This is a genomic window from Streptomyces sp. NPDC014623, assembly GCF_043088245.1.
Classification (GTDB): domain Bacteria; phylum Actinomycetota; class Actinomycetes; order Streptomycetales; family Streptomycetaceae; genus Streptomyces.
The window spans coordinates 66,027-86,015 of the sequence record NZ_JBIBZU010000014.1 but is presented as its reverse complement, the minus strand read 5'-3'; the positions used below and the strand labels follow the sequence as shown (position 1 = coordinate 86,015).

Genomic DNA, 19,989 nt, shown 5'->3' with positions numbered 1-19,989 from the left:
CGCACGGCTGTGGCTGCGTACATCATCCGACGCGTATTCGCCGCGGTGTTGCTGCTGCTGGTGGTCAGCGCAGTCACGTTCGCGATCTTCTTCCTGGTGCCCCGCCTCGGCGGGCAGACCACCGACTCGATGGCCGCCCAGTACGTCGGGAAGAGCCCCGACCCCGAGGTCATCGCGGCGGTCAAGCGGAACCTGGGGCTCGATCAGCCCCTCTACCTTCAGTACTGGGACTTCGTCAAGGGCATCGTCGTCGGCGCCGACTACACGTTCGGCCCCGACCCCGTCACTTGCAACGCCCCCTGTTTCGGCTACTCCTTCAAGACCCACACCGAGATCTGGCCCCAGATCGTCGACCGCATTCCGGTCACCCTGTCGCTCGCCGTCGGTGCCGCCGTCCTGTGGGTCGTCTCCGGTGTCGCGATCGGCGTCGTCTCCGCACTGAAGCGGGGATCGCTCTTCGACCGGCTCTCCATGGGCGTCGCCCTCGCCGGCGTCTCCCTGCCGATGTTCTTCACCGGCCTCGTGGTGCTCGCGCTGTTCGGCAACGGGGAGTACGTACCCTTCGCCGACGACCCGATCGCGTGGGCCGGCAGCCTGGTCCTGCCCTGGTGCACCCTCGCCCTGCTCTACTCCGCCCTCTACGCGCGGCTCACCCGTGCCGGGATGCTGGAGACGATGGGCGAGGACTACATCAGAACCGCACGGGCCAAGGGCCTGAAGGAACGCAAGGTCGTCGTCAAGCACGGGCTGCGCTCGGCGCTCACCCCGCTCATCACCATCTTCGGCATGGACTTCGCGCTGCTGCTCGGCGGCGCGGTCATCACCGAGAGGGTCTTCTCCTTCCAGGGCATGGGGGCCTTCGCCATCCAGGGCGTGACCACCGCGGACCTGCCCAAGGTGATGGGCGTGACCCTGGTCGCCGCCTTCTTCATCGTCATCTGCAACCTGCTGGTGGACCTCGTGTACGCCGCGATCGACCCCCGGGTGAGGCTCTCATGAGCGACGCAATCAAGAAGGACTCCCCGGCGGCGGGTGCCGTTCCGGCACCGCGGTCCGGTGACGACAAGGCATTCCTGTCCGTCCGCAACCTCAGCGTCCACTTCGACACCGACGACGGTCTGGTCAAGTCCGTCGACGGCGTCAGCTTCGACCTGGAGGCGGGCCAGACCCTCGGCATCGTCGGCGAGTCCGGCTCCGGCAAGTCCGTGACCTCCCTCGGGGTCATGGGCCTGCACACCTCCGAGCGCGCCCGGATCGGCGGCGAGATCTGGCTCGACGGCGAGGAGCTCATCGGCGCCGGCCCCGAGCGCGTGCGCGCGCTGCGCGGCCAGAAGATGGCCATGATCTTCCAGGACCCGCTGTCCGCCCTGCACCCGTACTACAGCATCGGCGCGCAGATCGTGGAGGCCCACCGGGTCCACAACAAGGTCGACAAGAAGGCCGCGAAGAAGCGCGCGATCGAGATGCTCGACCGCGTCGGCATCCCCGAGCCGCACCGCCGGTACGAGGACTATCCGCACCAGTTCTCCGGCGGCATGCGCCAGCGCGCGATGATCGCGATGGCCCTGGTCAACAACCCGCAGCTGCTCATCGCGGACGAGCCGACGACCGCCCTCGACGTCACCGTCCAGGCGCAGATCCTCGACCTGATCCGCGACCTGCAGAAGGAGTTCGGCTCCGCGGTCGTCATGATCACCCACGACCTCGGTGTCGTCGCCGAGATCGCGGACAACCTGCTCGTGATGTACGCGGGACGCTGCATCGAGCGCGGCAGCGCCGAAAAGGTGTTCTACGAGCCCCAGCACCCCTACACCTGGGGTCTGCTCGGCTCGATGCCGCGTATCGACCGGGAGCAGACCGAGCGGCTCATCCCCGTCAAGGGTTCGCCGCCCAGTCTCATCAACGTCCCGTCGGGCTGCGCCTTCCACCCGCGCTGCCCGTACGCCGACGTCCCCCCGGACAACATCACCCGCACCGAGCGCCCCGAGCTGCAGCAGGTCAGCGACGGGCACTACTCCGCGTGCCACATGTCGCGTGAGCAGCGCGACCGGATCTGGACCGAAGAGATTGCGCCGAAGCTGTGACTGATTCGAACAAGAAGACTCCCGCGCCCGCCGCGGCCGGGTCGGACGGGTCCGGTTCCGAGCCGCTCCTCAAGGTCGACGGCCTGGTCAAGCACTTCCCGATCACCAAGGGCGTGCTCAAGCGCAAGGTCGGCGCGGTCCAGGCCGTGGACGGGCTCACCTTCGACGTGCGTCCCGGGGAGACCCTGGGCGTCGTCGGCGAGTCGGGCTGCGGCAAGTCGACCATGGGCCGGCTGGTGACCAGGCTGCTGGAGCCGACCGGCGGAAAAATCGAGTTCCAGGGCCGCGACATCACGCACATGTCCGCGGGGCGGCTGCGGCCGATGCGCCGTGACATCCAGATGATCTTCCAGGACCCGTACGGTTCTCTGAACCCGCGTCACACCGTCGGCGGGATCGTCGGGACCCCCTTCCGGCTCCAGGGCGTCAAGCCCGAGGACGGTGTGAAGGCGGAGGTCCAGCGGCTGCTGGAGCTGGTGGGGCTCAACCCCGAGCACTACAACCGCTATCCGCACGAGTTCTCCGGCGGCCAGCGCCAGCGCATCGGCATCGCCAGGGCGCTCGCGCTGAAGCCGAAGCTGGTCGTCGCGGACGAGCCCGTCTCGGCGCTGGACGTGTCGATCCAGGCGCAGGTGGTGAACCTGCTGGACGACCTCCAGGACGAGCTCGGGCTCACGTACATGATCATCGCGCACGACCTCTCGGTCATCCGCCACGTCTCGGACCGGATCGCGGTCATGTACCTCGGCAAGATCGTCGAGCTCGCGGACCGTACGTCGCTGTACGAGGCGCCCATGCACCCGTACACGAACGCGCTGATGTCCGCGGTGCCGGTGCCGGACCCGCGCCGGCGAGGTGCCAAGAGCGAGCGCATCCTGCTCAAGGGTGACGTGCCGTCGCCGATCTCGCCGCCGACCGGCTGCCGGTTCCACACCCGGTGCTGGAAGGCGACGCAGGTCTGCAGGACGACCGAGCCGCCGCTGCTCCAGCTGAAGACCGGGCACCAGGTGGCGTGCCACCACCCGGAGAACGGCGAGGACCAGGCGCCGGGGGACGCACCGCTCGTCGCGGACGTCATCACGGTGAAGTCGGCGGGCACCGCCGAGCCGGCCACGGCGGAGGACGCCCCGGAGCCTGCGGCGCCGAAGGCGGGGAAGGCCCCTGAGCCGGCCGCGCCGGTCACAACGGAGGAGAGCTCCGGGTCCGCGGCGTCGAAGGAGCCGGAGAAGTCCGCCGGGCCCGCCGACGAGGGCGGCAAGGGTTCAGCCGGACCGTCCACGGGTGCGGAGGACAAGCCGAAGGAGTAGTACCGGCACAATTGCCCGGTGCTCAACGAACTCTTCACCCCCTCCGTCCAGCATGCGCTCGACATCGTCGGAATCTTCGTCTTCGCGATCTCGGGCGCCCTGCTCGCCGTACGCAAGAACTTCGATGTCTTCGGCATCGCGGTCCTCGCCGAGGTGACAGCGCTGGGCGGAGGGATCTTCCGTGACGTGATGATCGGCGCGCTCCCTCCGGCGGCCTTCACGGATCTCGGCTACTTCGTGACGCCGCTGCTCGCCGCCGTCCTCGTCTTCTTCCTGCACCCGCACGTCGAACGGATCCAGGTCGGCGTCAACGTCTTCGACGCGGCGGGCCTGGGACTCTTCTGCGTATCCGGCACGATCAAGGCGTACGAACACGGCCTCGGCCTCACCGCGTCCGCCGCGCTCGGACTGGCCACCGCGGTCGGCGGCGGTGTGCTGCGCGACGTCCTGGCCAACGAGGTGCCCTCACTGCTGCGCTGGGACCGCGACCTCTACGCCGTGCCCGCGATCGTCGGCGCGGTCATGGTCGCCCTGTGCATCCGGTTCGAGGCCCTCAGCGCCTATACCAGTGGCTCCGCCGCGATCACGGCGTTCGTCCTGCGACTGTTCGCCATGCGCTTCCACTGGCGGGCCCCGCGCGCCTACAACCGGCGCTCGGCCACGGCGGAGGAGACCCCGACCGCCGTCTGATGCCGGAACCATCCGGCGGCAACAAAAGCTACCGCTCAGTAATGCGATCGGTGTACTGTGCATGCCATGGCACAGGCAGCAGCACAGGAGTCGCGCGCAGTACGGGCGACCATCGGTGACAGCGAGTTCGACCGCGACACCGCCGTCACGCTCAGGGAAGAAGGCGTCTACGACGCGGAGCTCTCCGCGGGCTGGACGATCATCCACGCGGTCAACGGTGGCTACCTGCTCGCCATGCTCGGCCGCGCGCTCGGTGAGGCGCTCCCGCACTCCGACCCCTTCTCGGTCTCCGCGCACTACCTCACGGCCTCCGTCCCCGGACCGGCCGTGATCCGCACCCAGGTCGTCCGTACCGGCCGCACGCTCTCCACCGGTGAGGCATCGCTCTTCCAGTTCGCGGAGGACGGCACGGAGATCGAACGCATCCGGGTGCTGGCCACCTACGGCGAACTGGACGGGCTGACCGGCGACATCCGTACGTCGGCAGAACCCCCGGCCATCCCGCCCCTGGAGCACTGCCTCGGAGCGAGCGACGGGACGGCGCCGATCCCCGGCAGCTCCGCCATCACCGAACGGCTCGACATCAAGCTGGACCCGGCGACGGTCGGCTGGGCCGTCGGCGCACCGTCCGGCAAGGGGGAGATGAGGGGCTGGTTCGGCCTCGCGGACGGCCGCGACGCCGACCCCCTCTCGCTGCTGCTCACCGTGGACGCGCTCCCCCCGACCTCCTTCGAGCTGGGGCTGAAGGGCTGGACGCCCACCATCGAGCTCACCACCCACATCCGCTGCCGCCCCGCCCCCGGTCCGCTGCGTGTCTCCATCACCACCCGCAACCTCGCGGGCGGCTTCCTGGAGGAGGACGCCGAGGTCTGGGACAGCGCCGACCGCCTCGTCGCGCAGTCCCGCCAGCTGGCCCGGGCGCCCCGCGGCTGAGTCCGCCGCCATGGCGGTGCGGTGAGGTCCGGCCGGCCTCCGGGCGCGCGCCGCGGCCTTGCCGAGGCCACGGATCCGTACGCAGGAAACGGGTGAGGGCCGCGGTGAGCTCGGCGGGTGCGTCCCCCTGGACGAGATGCCCGGCCCCCTCGATCAGTCGCAGCCCGGCGCCCGGGATCAGCCGGGCGAGTTCATGGCCGCGGGCGGCGGGGATCCAGGTGTCCTCCGTGCCCCAGCAGATCGGCACGGGAAGTTCCAGTTCCCCGTAGCGGTGCTGGACCTCGTCGGTGAACCGCTGGCCGTTCCGGGCGATCTGCCGGTAGAAGGCGGACCGCCCGGCCTCCGTGCACCAGGGGCCGACGAGCCTGTCCAGCACCGCCGGGTGCAGTCCCCGGCGGTGCTGGCCGAGCCGGCGTACCCGGTCACCACGGCCCGGTGCGGGTCCGGCGGCGGCTCGCCGCACACCTCGGCCCGGCCGCCGGGCAGTCGGTAGGCGGGTGAGCCCCAGGGAGCCGGTGCCGCCGGATCGACCAGGGCCGGACGCCGGTAGCGGGCGCCGTGCAGGAGGTGGGCGCGCAGGGCCGCGCGGCCTCCGAAGTCATGTGCCACCACCGCCGGTTCGGCCGGTCCTCAGTGGTCGATGAGTTCGCCGAACACCTCTGCCCGGGCGCGCAGCGACACGTCCTGGCCCGCGTGCTGCGCGGAGGCGCTGTAGCCGGGGAGGTCCCACGCGTACACGCGGTGGCCCTGTGCCAGGCCCCGGGTGATGCCGCGCCAGGCGTACGAGGAGAAGGGCGTGCCGTGCACCAGGACGGCGGGCGGGGCCTGCTCGGGGCCGGGCGCGGCCCGGCGCACCTCGCCCGAGGAACTGTCGAAGGCCCGGTCGAGTGCCCGGTCGTTCATGGCGCCGACCCTACGGTCCGTCCAGCCAGTGGGTCCGGCCCAGCGTGACCAGCCGCAGCCGGCGCCGCGCCACCCGGACGACCTCTTCCTCGCCCTCCGGGCCGGCGTCCAGCAGCGCCGAGGCGGTGAGCACCATGTGGTCGACGTACAGCCCTCCCAGCATCAGGAGGTCCTCCCGGTCCCAGCCCGCAGACTCGGGCTCCGCACCGAGGATCTGGGCCACCTCTTCGGTGAAACCGCGCAACTGGGCCGCGATGGCCGCGCGGACCTGCCCGACACCGCCGTGCTGCTCGCGGGCGATGAAGCGGAAATGGGCGGGCTGCGCCGTGACGTGGCGGGCTATCAGGCCGACGCTGCGGTCGAGCCGTTCCCCGCTGTCCCCCGTGTCGGCGAGGATCGCGCCGATCATGCCGTGCAGGCTCCCCAGGGTCTCCTCGACGAGGGCGACGCCCAGGGCGGCCGTGCCGTCGAAGTGGCGGTAGAAGGCGGTCGGGGTCATGCCCACGGCCCGCGTCACCTCACGCAGTCCCAGGCTGCTCAGGCTCTGGTGCTCCAGCAGTTCCAGTGCCGCGTCGAGCAGTGCCTGGCGGGTCTTCAGCTTCTGGGCCTGGCGGACTCCGATGGTGTGACTCATGCCATTCAGTAAACAACCGTTCGCCGAGTCCAGGAAGGGGTAAGAGGAACTAGACTCAAAAGTCAGTGAACAGTTGTACTCTCAATGCTCGCAGAAAGGCCGGACATGTTCGTGCTCGTCGCCGCCCTGCTCCTGCTGGGGGTCGTCCTCGGAGCGGTCGCACACCTTCCGCTCCCTGTGGCCCTGACCGCCGCGGCCGTGATCGGCCTCTGGCTGGCGGTCTTCGGCGTCCGTGAACGCCTCGCCCGCCGCACCCGCTGACGAAGGAGCCGCACCATGTCACTCCTCACCACACGCACCGCTGCACACGGCGCCCGCTCCGCCGGCGCGCCCTCCGGCGGAGCCCGCCCTGCTGTCCGGGAGGCCGACGGGCTCGCCGTCGCCTCGTTCGTGCTCGGGCTGCTCGGCCTCCTGGTCATGAACATCCTGCTCGGGCCGGCCGCGATCGTCATGGCGCTCGTCGCCCTCGCCCGCTCCACCGCCCGCCGGGCCCGCGCTCTGCTCGGGCTGGCCCTCGGCATCGCCGACCTGGTCGTTCTCGCGGTCCTGGTCACGAGCAACGGCACCGTCTCCTGGAACCTCACCGGCTGACTTCGCCCACGGGCCGCACCGGGGCCAGGCGGGCGGGACGCCGGCCCGGACGCGCCCTCACGGCCCGTGGCGCGACGCGCCCGGTACGCGCCGCGCCGCGAGCTCGTAGAATCGTCACCACCATGGCTTACCTCGACCACGCCGCGACCACGCCGATGCTTCCGGAGGCGATCGCGGCGATGACCGCGCAGCTCGCCGTCACCGGCAACGCGTCCTCCCTGCACGCTGCCGGGCGCCGGGCCCGCCGTACCGTCGAGGAGTCGAGAGAAACCCTCGCCGACGCCCTGGGCGCACGCCCCAGCGAGGTGGTCCTGACCTCCGGTGGCACCGAGGCCGACAACCTCGCCGTGAAGGGCCTCTACTGGGCCCGCCGCGACGCCGACCCCCGGCGTACCCGCATCCTCGCCAGTCCCGTGGAGCACCACGCGGTCCTCGACGCCGTGGACTGGCTCGCCGAGCACGAGGGCGCCACCGTCGAGTACCTCCCGGTCGACGCGTACGGACGTGTGCACCCGGACGCTCTGCGTGAGGCCCTCGCCCGCAACCCCGACGAGATCGCCCTGGTCACCGTGATGTGGGCCAACAACGAGATCGGCACCGTCATGCCGATACGTGAACTGGCCGAGGTGGCGCGCGAGTTCGATGCCCCCATGCACGCCGACGCGGTGCAGGCGTTCGGGCAGCTGGAGGTCGACTTCGCCCGCTCCGGACTGGCCGCGATGACGGTCAGCGCGCACAAGATCGGCGGCCCGTTCGGCGTCGGCGCGCTGCTGCTCGGCCGCGACCGGACCCCCGTACCCGTCCTGCACGGCGGAGGCCAGGAACGGCATGTGCGCTCCGGCACACTCGACGTGCCCGCCGTGGCCGCGTTCGCCGTGGCCGGACGGCACGCCGCCGACGGGCGCGAGGACTTCGCACGGGAGATCGGCGCACTCCGCGACGAGCTGGCCGCCGCCGTGACCGAGGCCGTTCCCGACGCGATCCTCGGCGGTGACCCGGCACCCGGCGGACGGCTGCCGGCCAACGCCCACTTCACCTTCCCCGGCTGTGAAGGCGACTCCCTCCTGCTGCTGCTCGACGCCCAGGGCATCGAATGCTCCACCGGGTCGGCGTGCACGGCCGGCATCGCCCAGCCCAGTCATGTGCTGCTGGCCACCGGCACCGACCCCGAGCTGGCGCGTGGCACGCTGCGCTTCTCGCTGGGCCACACCTCGACCGGCCAGGACGTGGAGCGGCTCGCGAGAGCGATCGGCCCCGCTGTCGAGCGGGCCAGGGCGGCAGGGCTCAGCTAGCCCGCGCTCCCTCGGCCCCCGCCGTGGACGCGGCGCGCACCAGCTTCATGTAGCGGGGCCAGTCCCAGTGCGGTCCGGGATCGGTGTGGTCCGTGCCCGGCACCTCGACGTGGCCGATGATGTGCTCGCGGTCGACCGGGATCCCGTGCCGCTTGCATATCGCGGCCGTCAGCTGCGCGGAGGATTCGTACATCTCCGCGGTGAAGTCCTGCGGTCGGTCGACGAAGCCCTCGTGCTCGATACCGATGCTGCGTTCGTTGAACGAGCGGTTCCCCGCGTGGTAGGCCACGTCGAGCTCCCGGATCATCTGGGTCACACGGCCGTCCTGGCCGACGATGTAGTGCGTCGCCGCCTGGTGGGCCGGGTCCTGGAACACACGGACCGCGCTGGCGAAGCTGCCCTGGGTGACGTGGACGATCACCCGGTCGACGCCGTAGTCGTCGGGACGGTCGGCCCGCCGCCAGTTCGCCTCGGAGGCCGCGACCCAGCTCGCCGGGGCGTAGTCCAGCTCACCGGCCTTGCGGGGCTTCTCCACGCCCGGCACCCGCCACCAGACACGCCGGATCTCTTCCGCGGCCAAGACGGCCGTACCCGCCGCCGCGACCCCGCCGCCGATCAGCAGCGTGCGCCGGCTGATGCCGCGACCAGGGCCCTTGCCCGGCGGTCCGGCACTTGAGTTGTTCCCCATGTGCTGCTCAACGCTTATCCGCGAGCATTCGGTTCCCGGAGCCCCGTACCCTGGTGAGGCTATGACTCAGACCCCCCAGCGCCCCCTCCGTGTGCTCGCCGCCATGTCGGGCGGAGTCGACTCCGCCGTCGCGGCGGCGCGAGCCGCCGAGGCAGGCCACGACGTGACCGGTGTGCACCTCGCCCTCTCCGCGAATCCGCAGTCCTTCCGTACCGGTGCGCGCGGTTGCTGCACCATCGAGGACTCCCGGGACGCCCGCCGCGCGGCGGACGTCATCGGCATCCCGTTCTACGTCTGGGACCTGGCGGAACGCTTCCGTGAGGACGTCGTGGACGACTTCGTCGCGGAGTACGAGGCCGGGCGCACGCCCAACCCCTGCCTGCGCTGCAACGAGAAGATCAAGTTCGCCGCACTGCTCGACAAGGCGCTGGCCCTCGGCTTCGACGCCGTGTGCACCGGCCACTACGCCACCGTCGTGCTGAAGGACGACGGCACCCGGGAGATGCACCGCGCCTCGGACATGGCCAAGGACCAGAGCTACGTCCTCGGCGTCCTGGACGAGAAGCAGCTCGCCCACGCGATGTTCCCGCTCGGTGACACCCTCACCACCAAGGAAGAGATCCGGGCCGAGGCCGAACGCCGGGGCCTCGCCGTCGCCAAGAAGCCGGACAGCCACGACATCTGCTTCATCGCCGACGGCGACACCCAGGGCTTCCTCGCCGGCCGCCTCGGCGGCCCGGCGGAGGGTGACATCCTCGACGAGTCGGGCGCGAAGGTCGGCACCCACGAGGGCGCCTTCGGCTTCACCATCGGCCAGCGCAAGGGCCTGCGCATCGGTCACCCCGCCCCGGACGGCAAGCCCCGCTACGTCCTGGACATCTCCCCGGTGAACAACACGGTGACCGTCGGCCCGGTGGAAGCCCTCGACGTCACGGCGCTGACCGCGATCAGGCCCCGCTGGTGCGGCGCCGCCCCGTCGGGACCGGGCACGTACACCGCCCAGCTCCGTGCCCACGGCGGGGAGACCGAGGTGACGGCGGAGCTGGTGGACGGCACCCTGTCCGTCACCTTCACGGAGCCGGTGCGGGGGGTGGCGCCCGGCCAGGCGGTCGTGCTGTACGACGGCACCCGGGTCGTCGGATCGGCGACCATCGCGACGACGGTCCGCAGGGAGAAGGCCTCGGCGGCGGGCTGAGGGGCCGGGGCCGGCACGGCCGGTGCCGGCTCATGGGCTGCGCATGCGGATCGTCCGCATGCGGTGTACGTAGGACGGGGCCGGCCTCCCCGTCCTGTCGGGAGGCCGAGGGCGCTACTGCGTTTCCGGGTGGCCGATCACCGCTCGATCCGCGATGAGTGCGAGCTGTCGCTGATCGGCTCGGAACCCGGTGTGAGCGGTGGCCGTCCGACCGGGCTTCGCCACGCGGAGCAAGAGGTCTCGGCGCTGCCGGTGCTGGGCGTCTTCGGCGCCGATGCTGCGGGCAAGAGCAACATGCTCAGCGCTCTGCGGGACATGCGCGCCGCCGTCCGTACCTCGTTCGCCGACTGGGCGAAGACGCCGGGCGTGCCGCGCAGGCCGTTCAAGCTCGACCCGGCCTTCGCGGAAGAGACCAGCCTCTATGAGGTGGACCTCACCCCGGGGCGCAGCCGGACCCGCTACACGTACGGTTTCGAGCTCTCGGGCGAGCGCGTCGAGGCGGAATGGCTGCACGCATACCCACAGGGCAAGCGGGAGATCTGGTTCGACCGGGAAGCCGGCCGCCCCGGGGCGGAAGGCGGGGAGTTCGTCTTCGAGGGCGAGGGCTTCGGGGGCCGTCGCGAGGACCTGGTGGCGCTCACCGGGCGAACGCCCTGTTCCTGTCCACCGGAGCGACGCCGAACGACCCGCAGCTCTCCGCACTGCACCGGTGGTGCCTGGACAACCTGTGGCTGGTGACACCCGGCGCGGACGTCGAGCACCGCACCAGGTGGACGCAGGAGCGCGTCGAGCGGAGCACGGACGAGGGGTTTCGCGAGCGCGTCATGCACCTGCTGGCCGCTGCCGCCCTCGGCGTCACCGGTATGGACATCGCCCCGGAGACCGGTGCGGTCAGGCTGAGGCACCGCACAGCGGACGGAACCGGGACCCCACTGGACTTCCTCACCGGGGAGTCCTTGGGAACGCACGCCTGGTCCGCCTTCCTCGGGCCGATGCTCACGGTGCTCGGCAAGGGGGCCGTCCTGCTCGTGGACGGGCTGGACTCCAGCCTGCACCCGACACTCGCGGCAGAGGTCGTACGGATCCTCCAGGACCCGAAGGCCAACCCGCGTAACGCGCAGCTGATCTTCACGACGCACGACGCCACCCTGCTGGGCAGTGAGGTACTGGACCGGCCGCTCGCCCGCGACCAGGTGTGGATCGCGGCCAAGGACCGGTCGGGCGCGACGAAGCTGTATCCGCTGACCGCCGCCCGCCCGAAGGACGGCGAGAACCTGGAGCGCGGCTATCTGCGCGGCCGTTACGGCGGAGTGCCCCGAGTCGGCGCGGGGGAGATCGCCCGCGAACTGTCCTGGCAGGAGGAGAAGGCAACAGCGTGAATACGTGGGGTGGGCAGCAGGGACAGCACGGCGCCCGGGGGCAGACGGACGAGCCGCCCCGGCGGCGGTCGCGCGGGCCGTACGGACGAGACTGCCGCGCCTGGTGCGTGAGCTTCGGCGCAGGCGGGCCAGGCCGGATGAACCGGCTAAGGAACTTGTGGGAGGCACTGGCTTCGCCTACCTGGGGCGACGCCACCGGCTGAAGCCCCTGCCCCCGGCAGGAGGCCGTCGGGTGCGGCTGCACCGAGGGTGGCTGGAGCTGCCACGGCCGCACACGACCGGAGAAGGCGCACGCCGGATCGCCCAGTGGCACGCGGTGTGCGGCACTCGGCGGCTCGCCGCGTGGCTGCCCTCCCACGCGTCACGCGTTGGGCTGCCCGTACCCTCGGTCGAGGCCTGTGACCTCGGACCGCGAGGGGGAGCCCTGGGGCAGGACGGCGGCACCATGGTGCACCGGGCGGTACCGCGGCTTCCGCCGCCGTTGGTGGACCTCGTCCTGGTCCACGAACTCTGTCATCTGCGTGCCGCCGGTCATGGCGCCGCCTTTCGGCGGCAGGTACGGCTGGTGCTGCCGGACGCCGATGCGCGCGAGGAACTGTTCGCGGAGGCGGAGCCGGAACTGTGGCGTGGAGCGGTGCGGTGACGTACGCCCCCCCGGAAGGGGGCGCTTGCGCGTTTGGCGCGGGGAGGCGAACGGACCGGACCGTCGTCCGTAGGGGTGCGAGCGCAGTGCGATCACCGCCTCGGTCCCGGGTGCGGGACCGGGTGAGGATCCCGGACCGGTCACCGATGCCGGCCCCGGGTCCCCGTCGTGGGCCGACGTCTACGTCGCGGTCGGTGCGGCCGTGGGCTCGAAACCGGCCAGCATCCGCTCCAGGCCTCGCTGGTCCGGGCCGATGAACGGGTCGGCCCCCGGTGCGGCGGCGAGCATGTCGAGGAACTCCGGCCCGCGCCCCGTGGAGGGCGGCAGGTGCGTGCTGAGGATGCGTCCGGGGTCCATCGCGCGCAGCGGTCCGGCCGAGCCCAGGAGCACCGCGGGGTCGATCATGTGCACCCAGGGACTGTCGACCGTCGCCCACAGGAGCTGACCGGTCCGGAGGTCGTCCGCCGGTACGGCCGCCACGTCGTCGCAGGTGGCGAGGTCGGCACTGGGCATGGGAGCCCCGAAGCAGTCGGAGCTGAAGCAGGTGTGCGTGGCCGTGTCGAAGAACCCCACGGTCGCCGGGTTGTCGAACAGCGGCGGCCGGAAACCGACCAGTGTCCGGTCGCCCACGTCGAGGCTCTGCCCGGGATTGAGCAGGTGGACCCGGTCCGTCGGCAGCGGGCGCTCTGTCGACATGATCCCCGCCCCGAGGAAGGTGGTCACCACCCGCGCCTCGGGGGCGGCGACGAGAAGCTCGAACAGCGCCCCGGTGTGGTCGCGGTCCGGATGGGTCAGCCAGATCCAGCGCACGTCGGCGACATCGACGACGGAACCGAGCGCGTCCACGAAGCCCCGGTCGGGAAGGCTGAGCCCCGTGTCCACGACGACGGGCTCGGCGGCGTGCAGCACGAAGGCGTTCACCGTCAGGAAGCCGATTCCGGGTATGGGCAGACAGTCGTTGAGGACGGTGACGTCCCGTCCCAGCCGGTGGGTCAACATCTGAGGCCTCCTCGCCCCCATGGCACCAACGGTCCGGTGTCCGCTCCGCGCTTCACCCCCTCATCCGAGTCTTCTCCCGGCCGGTGCGCAGATCAAGCCCTGACGGAAGTCCCGTGTCCCCCGAATGGCGTGGCCTGGGTGCGGCCCGGTCACACCGCTCCAACACTGGAGCGGCTTGCCGTCGAGAGGAAGAGGCGCCCATGAGAACGATGCTGGTGATCCACATGGACACACAGAAGTCCAGCCAGATGATCGAGAACAACGAGATGGCGCAGTTCATGCGGTCCACGCTGGAGCGGCTGCGGCCGGAAGCCGCCTACTTCGGGCCGCACAGTGGAGTGCGTACCGCTTTCGTCGTCATCGACCTGGAGGACCCTTCTCAGCTCCCGAGCATCTCCGAGCCGTTCTTCGCGCGGCTCGGTGCCAGGGTCGAGATGTTCCCGGTGATGACCGCCGAGGACGTACGGACGGGTCTGGAGCGATACGCGTCATCCTGAACGTGACCCCGCGCAGTTCACGTCCGACCCCTGTACGGGCGTGGCTGCGCGGGGCGGTCTCAGGAAACCTGGCGCGTGAACACGTCCCTGGCGAAGAACTCCGCCAGCACCGGCGCGATCACATGCGGTGCCAGATCACGGGTCTGACCTGTCAGGGTGCGGTGCCTGGCCCGGGGGACCGCGGCCGCGAGGGCCAGGGTCGCCGCACGCGCCTGCGCGGTGCTGAAACCCCCGGTCACCACCAGGGTGCGTGCGGTGACGGACGCGAATCTCGCGACCGGTACCGAGCCGTCGCCCAGCAGGGCGTCGTCGTACGCGAGGGTGTGGGCCACCGCTTCCAGGCCGGACCACAGCGGGGCCCGGCGCATGCGGGCGATCGTCTCCTCGGGGACTCCGGTCCGGGACAGGTAGAGCTCGACGGCACCGCCCCGGTCACCCTCCGCCAGCAGCCGGTGCAGCAGCGCTGTACACCGGGACTTGTACAGGAGGCCGGCGGCGCCGGGGGTGTACGGCGGATCGTAGACCGCGAGCAGCTCCACGGGCAGCCCCGCGGCCTGCGCCTCCAGGGCCAGCGCGCCGCCCGACAGCATGCCGAACAGCGAGACGCGCCCGCCCACAGCGGCCGCGACCGCCGCCAGGTCCTCGATCTCACGGCGGACGCCGTACGGCCCGCCGTCGCCGCTCGCCCCGCGGCCCCGGCGGTCGTACGTGACGACCGTGAACCGCGGGGCCAGCAGGGCGGCCAGCGGCGCCTCGTCGGCCGCGGTGCTCAGGGCCCCGCCGACCAGGACCACCGGCGGTCCTTCGCCGCGGCGGCGGTACGCGATCGACGTGCCGTCACGGGAGAGAGTCTTGTCCATGTGAGGGTGGACTGCCGCACCCCGCGGAACTCATCGCCCCGGCGGAGAAATGTTTTCGACCGTCAGCCGGGGACGACCTCCGTCGCGTAGAAGCAGAAGTGGTCCTTGATCGCGGCGACTTGGTCCCTGGGTTCCGGATAGGCCCAGACGAGGTCCGCCGCGCCGGGCAGCGACCAGTACGACGCGTCCCCCTTGAAGGGGCAGTGCGTACGGGTGTCCGAGGGCGTCAGCAGGTCGGCACGGACATCCTCGGGCGGCAGGTAGTAGCGGTCGGGGCAACCCGTCTCGCGCAGCACCAGCGGGCTGCGGCTCTCGGCGAGCACCTGCCCGTCGTGCACCGCGCGCACGTGGACGGCCGCGGGTCCGACGGTGATCGTGTGTCCTGTGAGGGAGGTCATACCTGGTTCAGCCGCGGAACAGACCGGTTTCTTCCCGCGCCCGGGGCCCGCCGTACGGTGTCCGCATGAACATCTGCGTCTTCCTCTCCGCCGCCGACCTCGACGACCGCTACACGGTGCCCGCCCGCGAGTTCGCCGAGCTCCTGGGCAGGGGCGGACACACCCTCGTCTGGGGCGGGTCGGAGAGCGGGCTGATGAAGGTCGTCGCCGACGGTGCCCAGGAGGCGGGCGGGCGGCTCGTCGGCGTCTCGGTGGAGTTCATGGCCACGCTGGCCAGGGCGGACGCCGACGAGATGTTCGTCGCCAAGGACCTGGCCGAGCGCAAGGCGCTGCTCCTGGAGAAGGCCGACGCGATCGTCATCATGGTCGGAGGCCTGGGGACGCTCGACGAAGCCACGGAGATCCTGGAGCTCAAGAAGCACGGCAAGCACACCAAGCCCGTGGTCCTGCTGAACACCGCAGGCTTCTACGACGGTCTGCGCCAGCAGTTCCAGCGCATGGACGAGGAGGGCTTCCTGCCCCTGCCCCTCACCGACCTCGTCTTCTTCGCCGAGGACGCGGTCGGCGCGCTCGCCTACCTGGAGGAGTCGGCCGGCCTGCAGTGATGCGAGCATGAGGGCATGCCTACTCACCTCATCACCGGCGCCGGCTCCGGCATCGGCGCGGCCGTCGCCCGCCGGCTCCTGGAACGCGGCGACGAGCTCGTGCTGCTGGCCCGGGACGCGGGACGCGCCAAGGAACTGGCCGCGCTCCACCCCGGGGCGCGCACACTCGTCGGCGACCTCGCCAACCCCGACCGGCTCTCCTGGGCGTTCGGGCAGCAGCCGATGCCCGAACGCCTCGACTCGCTGCTGCACATCGCGGGCGTCGTCGAACTCGGCACCGTCGGCGAGCTCACCCCCAAGGCCTGGCACTTCCAGCTCAACGCCAACCTGGTCTCCCCGGCCGAGCTGACACGTCTGCTGCTGCCGCAGCTTCGTGTCGCCCAGGGACACGTCGTGTTCGTGAACTCCGGTGCCGGACTCGCGGCACACGCCGAATGGGCCGCGTACGCCGCGAGCAAGCACGGACTCAAGGCGCTCGCCGACTCGCTGCGCCACGAGGAACACGGAAACGGCGTCAGGGTCACCTCCGTCTATCCGGGCCGCACCGCCAGCCCGATGCAGGCCAAGGTCCATCAGCAGGAGGGCAAGGAGTACGACGCCTCGCGCTGGATCGACCCCGATTCGGTGGCCTCCACGGTCCTGCTGGCGCTCGACCTGCCGCGCGACGCCGAGATCAACGACCTGACGGTCCGCCCCGGCCGTTGAAGCCCCGCCCCCGGCGGCCCGTAGGCTTTCCGCGTGAGCGAGAAGAGCAGGTTCAGCGCGAGTGCAGCCACCGGGATCGGGTCCATGCCGGGGGGAGACGCCCGGGAGGCGGCCAAGACCGTCACCGGGTCCTTCGCCGACGGGCAGGGCATCCCGTATCTGCCGGAGCTGCCCGCGCGTGGCCCCGGCGCGGACATGACCGGACGGACCATCGGCCTGCTCGTCGAGATGTACGGCCACGTGGAGCCCAGCGGCTGGCGCATCAGTGACCGGCCCGGCCGCGACACCCGCCGGGCCCGCTCCTGGCTCGGCGAGGACCTCGACGCCCTGGAGGAGTTCACCCAGGGCTACGAGGGACTGCTCAAGGTCCAGGCCGTCGGGCCGTGGACCCTCGCCGCCGGGCTGGAACTACGGGGGGGCGAGGCCATGCTCGGTGACCCGGGGGCCTGCCGCGACCTGGCGGGCTCACTGGCCGAAGGGCTGCGCTCCCACCTCGCGGAGGTGCGGCGCAGGGTCCCCGGCGCCGGGATCGTGCTCCAGCTCGACGAACCCTCCCTGACCGCCGTGCTGCTGGGGCGGGTCAGGTCGGCGAGCGGCTACCGCACCTACCGCGCCGTGGACCGCCAGGTGGTCGAGGGAACGCTGCGCGAGGTGCTCGCGGCCAACGCCGAAGGGCTCACGGCCGTGCACTCGTGCGCACCCGAGGTGCCGTTCGCGCTGCTGCGCCGTGCCGGGGCGGACGCGGTCTCCTTCGACTTCTCCCTGCTCACCGGGCGCGAGGAGGAGGCGGTCGGGGAAGCCGTCGAAGGCGGCACCCAGCTCTTCCTCGGCGTGGTTCCCGGCCTCGAAGCCGCCTCGACCCCATTGTCGGACCCGGGCGGTAGCGTCAAGGAGGTCAGGACGTTGTGGAGCAGGCTGGGACTGAATCCGGGGACTCTCAGCGAGTCCGTCGTGATCACTCCGTCCTGCGGGCTGGCGGGCGCGTCGCCCGCGTACGCGCGCGCCGCGCTCGCCCACTGCGCCCGGGCCGCGAGGTCGCTCGCGGACAACCCTGAGTAACGGGTCGAAGAGGCCGGAAGGCCGACGGGGCAACGGAGGAACAGGCGATGGCCGGTGAACAGCAGGCGCAGCAGCTCACGAGTGTGCCGGCGGAGGTGCAGGAGCAGCACGCGCTCCTCGCCGAGCAGATCGAGGAGCACCGCTTCCGGTATTACGTGAAGGACCAGCCGGTCGTCGACGACGCCGAGTTCGACCGGCTGATGCGCGCGCTGGAAGCCGTCGAGGACGAGTACCCCGAGCTGCGCACACCGGACTCGCCGACCCAGAAGGTGGCAGGTCCCTACACCACGGAATTCACCTCGGTCGAGCACCGCGAGCGCCTGCTCTCGCTGGACAACGCCTTCGACGACGCGGAGCTCGCGGCCTGGGCCGAGCGGGTGGAGAAGGACGTGGGCAGGGGCGGTTACCACTTCCTGTGCGAGCTCAAGGTGGACGGTCTCGCCGTCAACCTCACCTACGAGCACGGCAGGCTCACCCGCGCGGCGACCCGCGGCGACGGCCGCACGGGGGAGGACATCACCCCCAACGTCCGTACGATCGCGGACATCCCGCTCCGCCTCAAGGGCGACCGTGTCCCCGCGCTCGTCGAGATCCGCGGCGAGGTCTTCTTCCCCATGGAGGCCTTCGAAGGGCTCAACGCCCGGCTGGTCGAAGCCGGTGACAAGCCCTTCGCCAACCCGCGCAACGCGGCGGCGGGATCGCTGCGGCAGAAGGACCCGAAGGTCACCGCCACCCGCCCGCTGCACATGGTCGTGCACGGTATCGGCGCACGCGAGGGCTTCGACATCGACCGGCTCTCCCAGGCCTACGACCTGCTGAGGGAATGGGGACTGCCGACCGCCGAACACAACAAGGTGGTCCGGTCCCTGGACGAGGCACGGGAGTTCATCGCCCACTTCGGCGAGAACCGGCAGTCGGTCGAGCACGAGATCGACGGCGTCGTCATCAAGCTCGACGAGATCCCGCTCCAGGGAAGACTGGGCTCCACCTCGCGCGCGCCCCGCTGGGCGATCGCCTGGAAATACGCGCCCCAGGAAGTCAACACCAAGCTGGTCAACATCCGGGTCGGCGTCGGACGCACCGGCCGGGTCACGCCGTACGCCCAGGTCGAGCCGGTCGAGGTGGCGGGTTCCGAGGTCGAATTCGCCACCCTGCACAACCAGAACGTGGTGAAGGCCAAGGGCGTCCTCATCGGCGACACGGTGGTGCTCCGCAAGGCGGGCGACGTCATCCCGGAGATCCTCGGACCCGTCGTCGATCTGCGCGACGGCAGCGAGCGGGAGTTCGTCATGCCGTCCGAGTGCCCCGAGTGCGGGACGGCACTGCGCCCCATGAAGGAGGCCGACATCGACCTCCGCTGCCCCAACGCCCGCTCCTGCCCCGCCCAGCTGCGGGAGCGCCTGGCCTATCTCGCCGGCCGTAAGTGCCTGGACATCGACCACTTCGGCTATGTGGCCGCCGCCGCCCTGACCAAGCCGTTGGAGCCCGCCGAGCCGCCCCTGCTGGACGAGGGGGACCTCTTCGGCCTGACGGTGGAACAGCTGCTGCCGATCCGGGCGTACGTCCTCGACGCGGACAGCGGACTGCCCAAGCGCGACCCGAAGACGGGTGAGGAGAAGATCGCCACGGTCTTCGCCAACCAGCAGGGTGAACCGAAGAAGAACGCCCTCGGCATGCTGGAGGGCATCGCGGCGGCCAGGCAGGCCCCGCTCGCCCGTATCCTCACCGGGCTCTCGATCCGGCACGTCGGGCCGGTGGCCGCCGTCGAACTGGCCAGGCAGTTCCGGTCCGTCGACCGGATCGACGAGGCCTCCGAGGAGGAGCTCGCCGCGGCGGACGGGGTGGGCCCGATCATCGCCGCCTCGGTCAAACAGTGGTTCGCCGAGGACTGGCACCGGGAGATCCTGCGCAAATGGCGGGAGGCCGGCGTCCGGATGGAGGACGAGGGTGCGGGCGAGGACGAAGGGCCACGGCCGCTGGAAGGGCTCACCGTCGTGGTCACCGGCACCCTGGCCGCGCACACCAGGGACGGAGCCAAGGACGCGCTCCAGAGCCTCGGGGCGAAGGTCACCGGTTCCGTCTCGAAGAAGACCTCCTTCGTGGTGGTGGGTGACAGCCCGGGGTCGAAGTACGACAAGGCGATGCAGCTGAAGGTGCCCGTCCTCGACGAGGACGGCTTCGCCGTGCTCCTCGAACAGGGGCCGGACGCCGCCCGGGAGGCCGCGGTACCCGCCGAGCGGGCCTGATCGAGGCGCGATCGATATGTGGACGACGCGTGGTCATGAACGACGGGGGAAGTAAGCGGACGAGGCGGTCAGGAGGGAGCCGGAAAACCCGGTCCGCATCACCCGTTCGGCGTATGTCGGACAGTCAGGGGGGCCGGGACCGCATTCAGGCAGGAGCTGCAGAGCGCTGCCCGTGTGGACCCTCGTCGGCCTACTGTTGAACGAGCACCTGCCGTGCCCGGCCGCGTGGTGGGGTTCGGGTCGTGGTGGCATGGGAGCGGGGGCCACCGTGGGACGTCGGC

Annotated in this window: 22 protein-coding genes and 1 pseudogene; 17 read left to right on the top strand and 6 right to left on the bottom strand. The window is 71.2% G+C overall.

Annotation, left to right across the window (positions count from 1 at the left end; translation table 11 throughout):
* Window positions 1–9: 9 nt before the first annotated feature.
* From ACF1FZ_RS22500 to ACF1FZ_RS22480, 5 genes are all read left to right on the top strand, one after another.
* The gene (locus ACF1FZ_RS22500) at window positions 10–999 is read left to right on the top strand and encodes an ABC transporter permease (protein ID WP_391775182.1); all 990 of its coding nucleotides are present in this window, start codon (window positions 10–12) and stop codon (window positions 997–999) included.
* A complete protein-coding gene (locus ACF1FZ_RS22495; RefSeq protein ID WP_391775181.1) occupies window positions 996–2,084 on the top strand; it encodes an ABC transporter ATP-binding protein in 1,089 nt (362 codons plus the stop codon). The genes ACF1FZ_RS22500 and ACF1FZ_RS22495 overlap by 4 nt, the downstream gene beginning before the upstream one ends.
* Entirely contained in the window at window positions 2,081–3,391 is a 1,311-nt protein-coding gene (locus tag ACF1FZ_RS22490; protein ID WP_391775180.1) for a dipeptide ABC transporter ATP-binding protein, read from the top strand. The genes ACF1FZ_RS22495 and ACF1FZ_RS22490 overlap by 4 nt, the downstream gene beginning before the upstream one ends.
* Before the next feature lie 18 nt (window positions 3,392–3,409).
* A complete protein-coding gene (locus ACF1FZ_RS22485) occupies window positions 3,410–4,081 on the top strand; it encodes a trimeric intracellular cation channel family protein (RefSeq protein ID WP_391775179.1) in 672 nt (223 codons plus the stop codon).
* Between the two features lie 66 nt (window positions 4,082–4,147).
* Window positions 4,148–5,014 carry a thioesterase family protein gene (locus ACF1FZ_RS22480; protein WP_391775178.1) on the top strand — a complete coding sequence of 289 codons (867 nt, stop codon included), beginning with the start codon at window positions 4,148–4,150 and terminating at the stop codon, window positions 5,012–5,014.
* Between the two features lie 82 nt (window positions 5,015–5,096).
* On the opposite strand, the pseudogene ACF1FZ_RS22475 reads toward ACF1FZ_RS22480, so the two are convergent.
* Window positions 5,097–5,917, bottom strand: a pseudogene (locus ACF1FZ_RS22475) (alpha/beta fold hydrolase); the annotation flags it as partial.
* Window positions 5,918–5,927: 10 nt separating this feature from the next.
* Window positions 5,928–6,551: a TetR family transcriptional regulator gene (locus ACF1FZ_RS22470; RefSeq protein ID WP_391775177.1), complete on the bottom strand. Its 624-nt coding sequence runs from the start codon at window positions 6,549–6,551 to the stop codon at window positions 5,928–5,930.
* Between the two features lie 84 nt (window positions 6,552–6,635).
* Between ACF1FZ_RS22470 and ACF1FZ_RS22465 the strand changes: the two genes are divergently transcribed.
* From ACF1FZ_RS22465 to ACF1FZ_RS22455, 3 genes are all read left to right on the top strand, one after another.
* Window positions 6,636–6,812 (top strand): hypothetical protein, encoded by a 177-nt coding sequence (locus ACF1FZ_RS22465; RefSeq protein ID WP_391775295.1) that lies wholly within the window; start codon window positions 6,636–6,638, stop codon window positions 6,810–6,812.
* Between the two features lie 15 nt (window positions 6,813–6,827).
* A complete protein-coding gene (locus tag ACF1FZ_RS22460; RefSeq protein ID WP_391775176.1) occupies window positions 6,828–7,142 on the top strand; it encodes a DUF4190 domain-containing protein in 315 nt (104 codons plus the stop codon).
* Window positions 7,143–7,264: 122 nt separating this feature from the next.
* Entirely contained in the window at window positions 7,265–8,434 is a 1,170-nt protein-coding gene (locus ACF1FZ_RS22455; RefSeq protein ID WP_391775175.1) for a cysteine desulfurase family protein, read from the top strand.
* Here ACF1FZ_RS22455 and ACF1FZ_RS22450 read toward each other — a convergent pair.
* Complete coding sequence (locus ACF1FZ_RS22450) at window positions 8,427–9,122, bottom strand: N-acetylmuramoyl-L-alanine amidase (protein WP_391775174.1); 696 nt, start codon at window positions 9,120–9,122, stop codon at window positions 8,427–8,429. The two genes, ACF1FZ_RS22455 and ACF1FZ_RS22450, sit on opposite strands and share 8 nt — an antisense overlap.
* 61 nt (window positions 9,123–9,183) lie before the next feature.
* Between ACF1FZ_RS22450 and mnmA the strand changes: the two genes are divergently transcribed.
* The 4 genes from mnmA (at window position 9,184) to ACF1FZ_RS22430 (ending at window position 12,339) form a co-directional block, all read left to right on the top strand.
* Complete coding sequence (mnmA, locus tag ACF1FZ_RS22445; protein WP_391775173.1) at window positions 9,184–10,317, top strand: tRNA 2-thiouridine(34) synthase MnmA; 1,134 nt, start codon at window positions 9,184–9,186, stop codon at window positions 10,315–10,317.
* 129 nt (window positions 10,318–10,446) lie between these two features.
* Entirely contained in the window at window positions 10,447–11,055 is a 609-nt protein-coding gene (locus ACF1FZ_RS22440; protein WP_391775172.1) for an ATP/GTP-binding protein, read from the top strand.
* Entirely contained in the window at window positions 11,052–11,696 is a 645-nt protein-coding gene (locus ACF1FZ_RS22435) for an ATP/GTP-binding protein (RefSeq protein WP_391775171.1), read from the top strand. Before ACF1FZ_RS22440 ends, ACF1FZ_RS22435 begins: the two co-directional genes overlap by 4 nt.
* A 4-nt stretch (window positions 11,697–11,700) precedes the next feature.
* A complete protein-coding gene (locus ACF1FZ_RS22430; RefSeq protein WP_391775170.1) occupies window positions 11,701–12,339 on the top strand; it encodes a YgjP-like metallopeptidase domain-containing protein in 639 nt (212 codons plus the stop codon).
* A 180-nt stretch (window positions 12,340–12,519) separates the two neighbouring features.
* Here ACF1FZ_RS22430 and ACF1FZ_RS22425 read toward each other — a convergent pair whose 3' ends face one another.
* Window positions 12,520–13,338 (bottom strand): MBL fold metallo-hydrolase, encoded by an 819-nt coding sequence (locus ACF1FZ_RS22425; protein ID WP_391775169.1) that lies wholly within the window; start codon window positions 13,336–13,338, stop codon window positions 12,520–12,522.
* A gap of 200 nt (window positions 13,339–13,538) precedes the next feature.
* Between ACF1FZ_RS22425 and ACF1FZ_RS22420 the strand changes: the two genes are divergently transcribed.
* Window positions 13,539–13,835: a hypothetical protein gene (locus ACF1FZ_RS22420; protein ID WP_391775168.1), complete on the top strand. Its 297-nt coding sequence runs from the start codon at window positions 13,539–13,541 to the stop codon at window positions 13,833–13,835.
* Between the two features lie 59 nt (window positions 13,836–13,894).
* Here the strand turns inward: ACF1FZ_RS22420 and ACF1FZ_RS22415 are convergent, their stop codons facing one another.
* Together ACF1FZ_RS22415 and ACF1FZ_RS22410 are read right to left on the bottom strand one after the other, a co-directional pair.
* Window positions 13,895–14,695, bottom strand: coding sequence for an alpha/beta fold hydrolase (locus ACF1FZ_RS22415; RefSeq protein ID WP_391775167.1), 801 nt, complete (start codon window positions 14,693–14,695; stop codon window positions 13,895–13,897).
* A gap of 62 nt (window positions 14,696–14,757) precedes the next feature.
* Window positions 14,758–15,093 (bottom strand): DUF427 domain-containing protein, encoded by a 336-nt coding sequence (locus tag ACF1FZ_RS22410; protein ID WP_391775166.1) that lies wholly within the window; start codon window positions 15,091–15,093, stop codon window positions 14,758–14,760.
* A gap of 65 nt (window positions 15,094–15,158) precedes the next feature.
* On the opposite strand from ACF1FZ_RS22410, the gene ACF1FZ_RS22405 reads away from it, so the two are divergent.
* Genes ACF1FZ_RS22405 through ligA form a run of 4 tightly spaced genes read left to right on the top strand, consistent with a single transcriptional unit; the run spans window position 15,159 to window position 19,708 of the window.
* Window positions 15,159–15,698 carry a TIGR00730 family Rossman fold protein gene (locus ACF1FZ_RS22405; protein ID WP_391775165.1) on the top strand — a complete coding sequence of 180 codons (540 nt, stop codon included), beginning with the start codon at window positions 15,159–15,161 and terminating at the stop codon, window positions 15,696–15,698.
* A 15-nt stretch (window positions 15,699–15,713) separates the two neighbouring features.
* On the top strand, window positions 15,714–16,403 hold the full coding sequence (locus tag ACF1FZ_RS22400; RefSeq protein WP_391775164.1) for an SDR family oxidoreductase: 690 nt from the start codon (window positions 15,714–15,716) through the stop codon (window positions 16,401–16,403).
* A gap of 33 nt (window positions 16,404–16,436) precedes the next feature.
* Entirely contained in the window at window positions 16,437–17,462 is a 1,026-nt protein-coding gene (locus ACF1FZ_RS22395; protein WP_391775163.1) for a methionine synthase, read from the top strand.
* A gap of 47 nt (window positions 17,463–17,509) precedes the next feature.
* Window positions 17,510–19,708 carry an NAD-dependent DNA ligase LigA gene (gene ligA / locus ACF1FZ_RS22390; RefSeq protein ID WP_391775162.1) on the top strand — a complete coding sequence of 733 codons (2,199 nt, stop codon included), beginning with the start codon at window positions 17,510–17,512 and terminating at the stop codon, window positions 19,706–19,708.
* The last annotated feature ends 281 nt before the right edge of the window (window positions 19,709–19,989 follow it).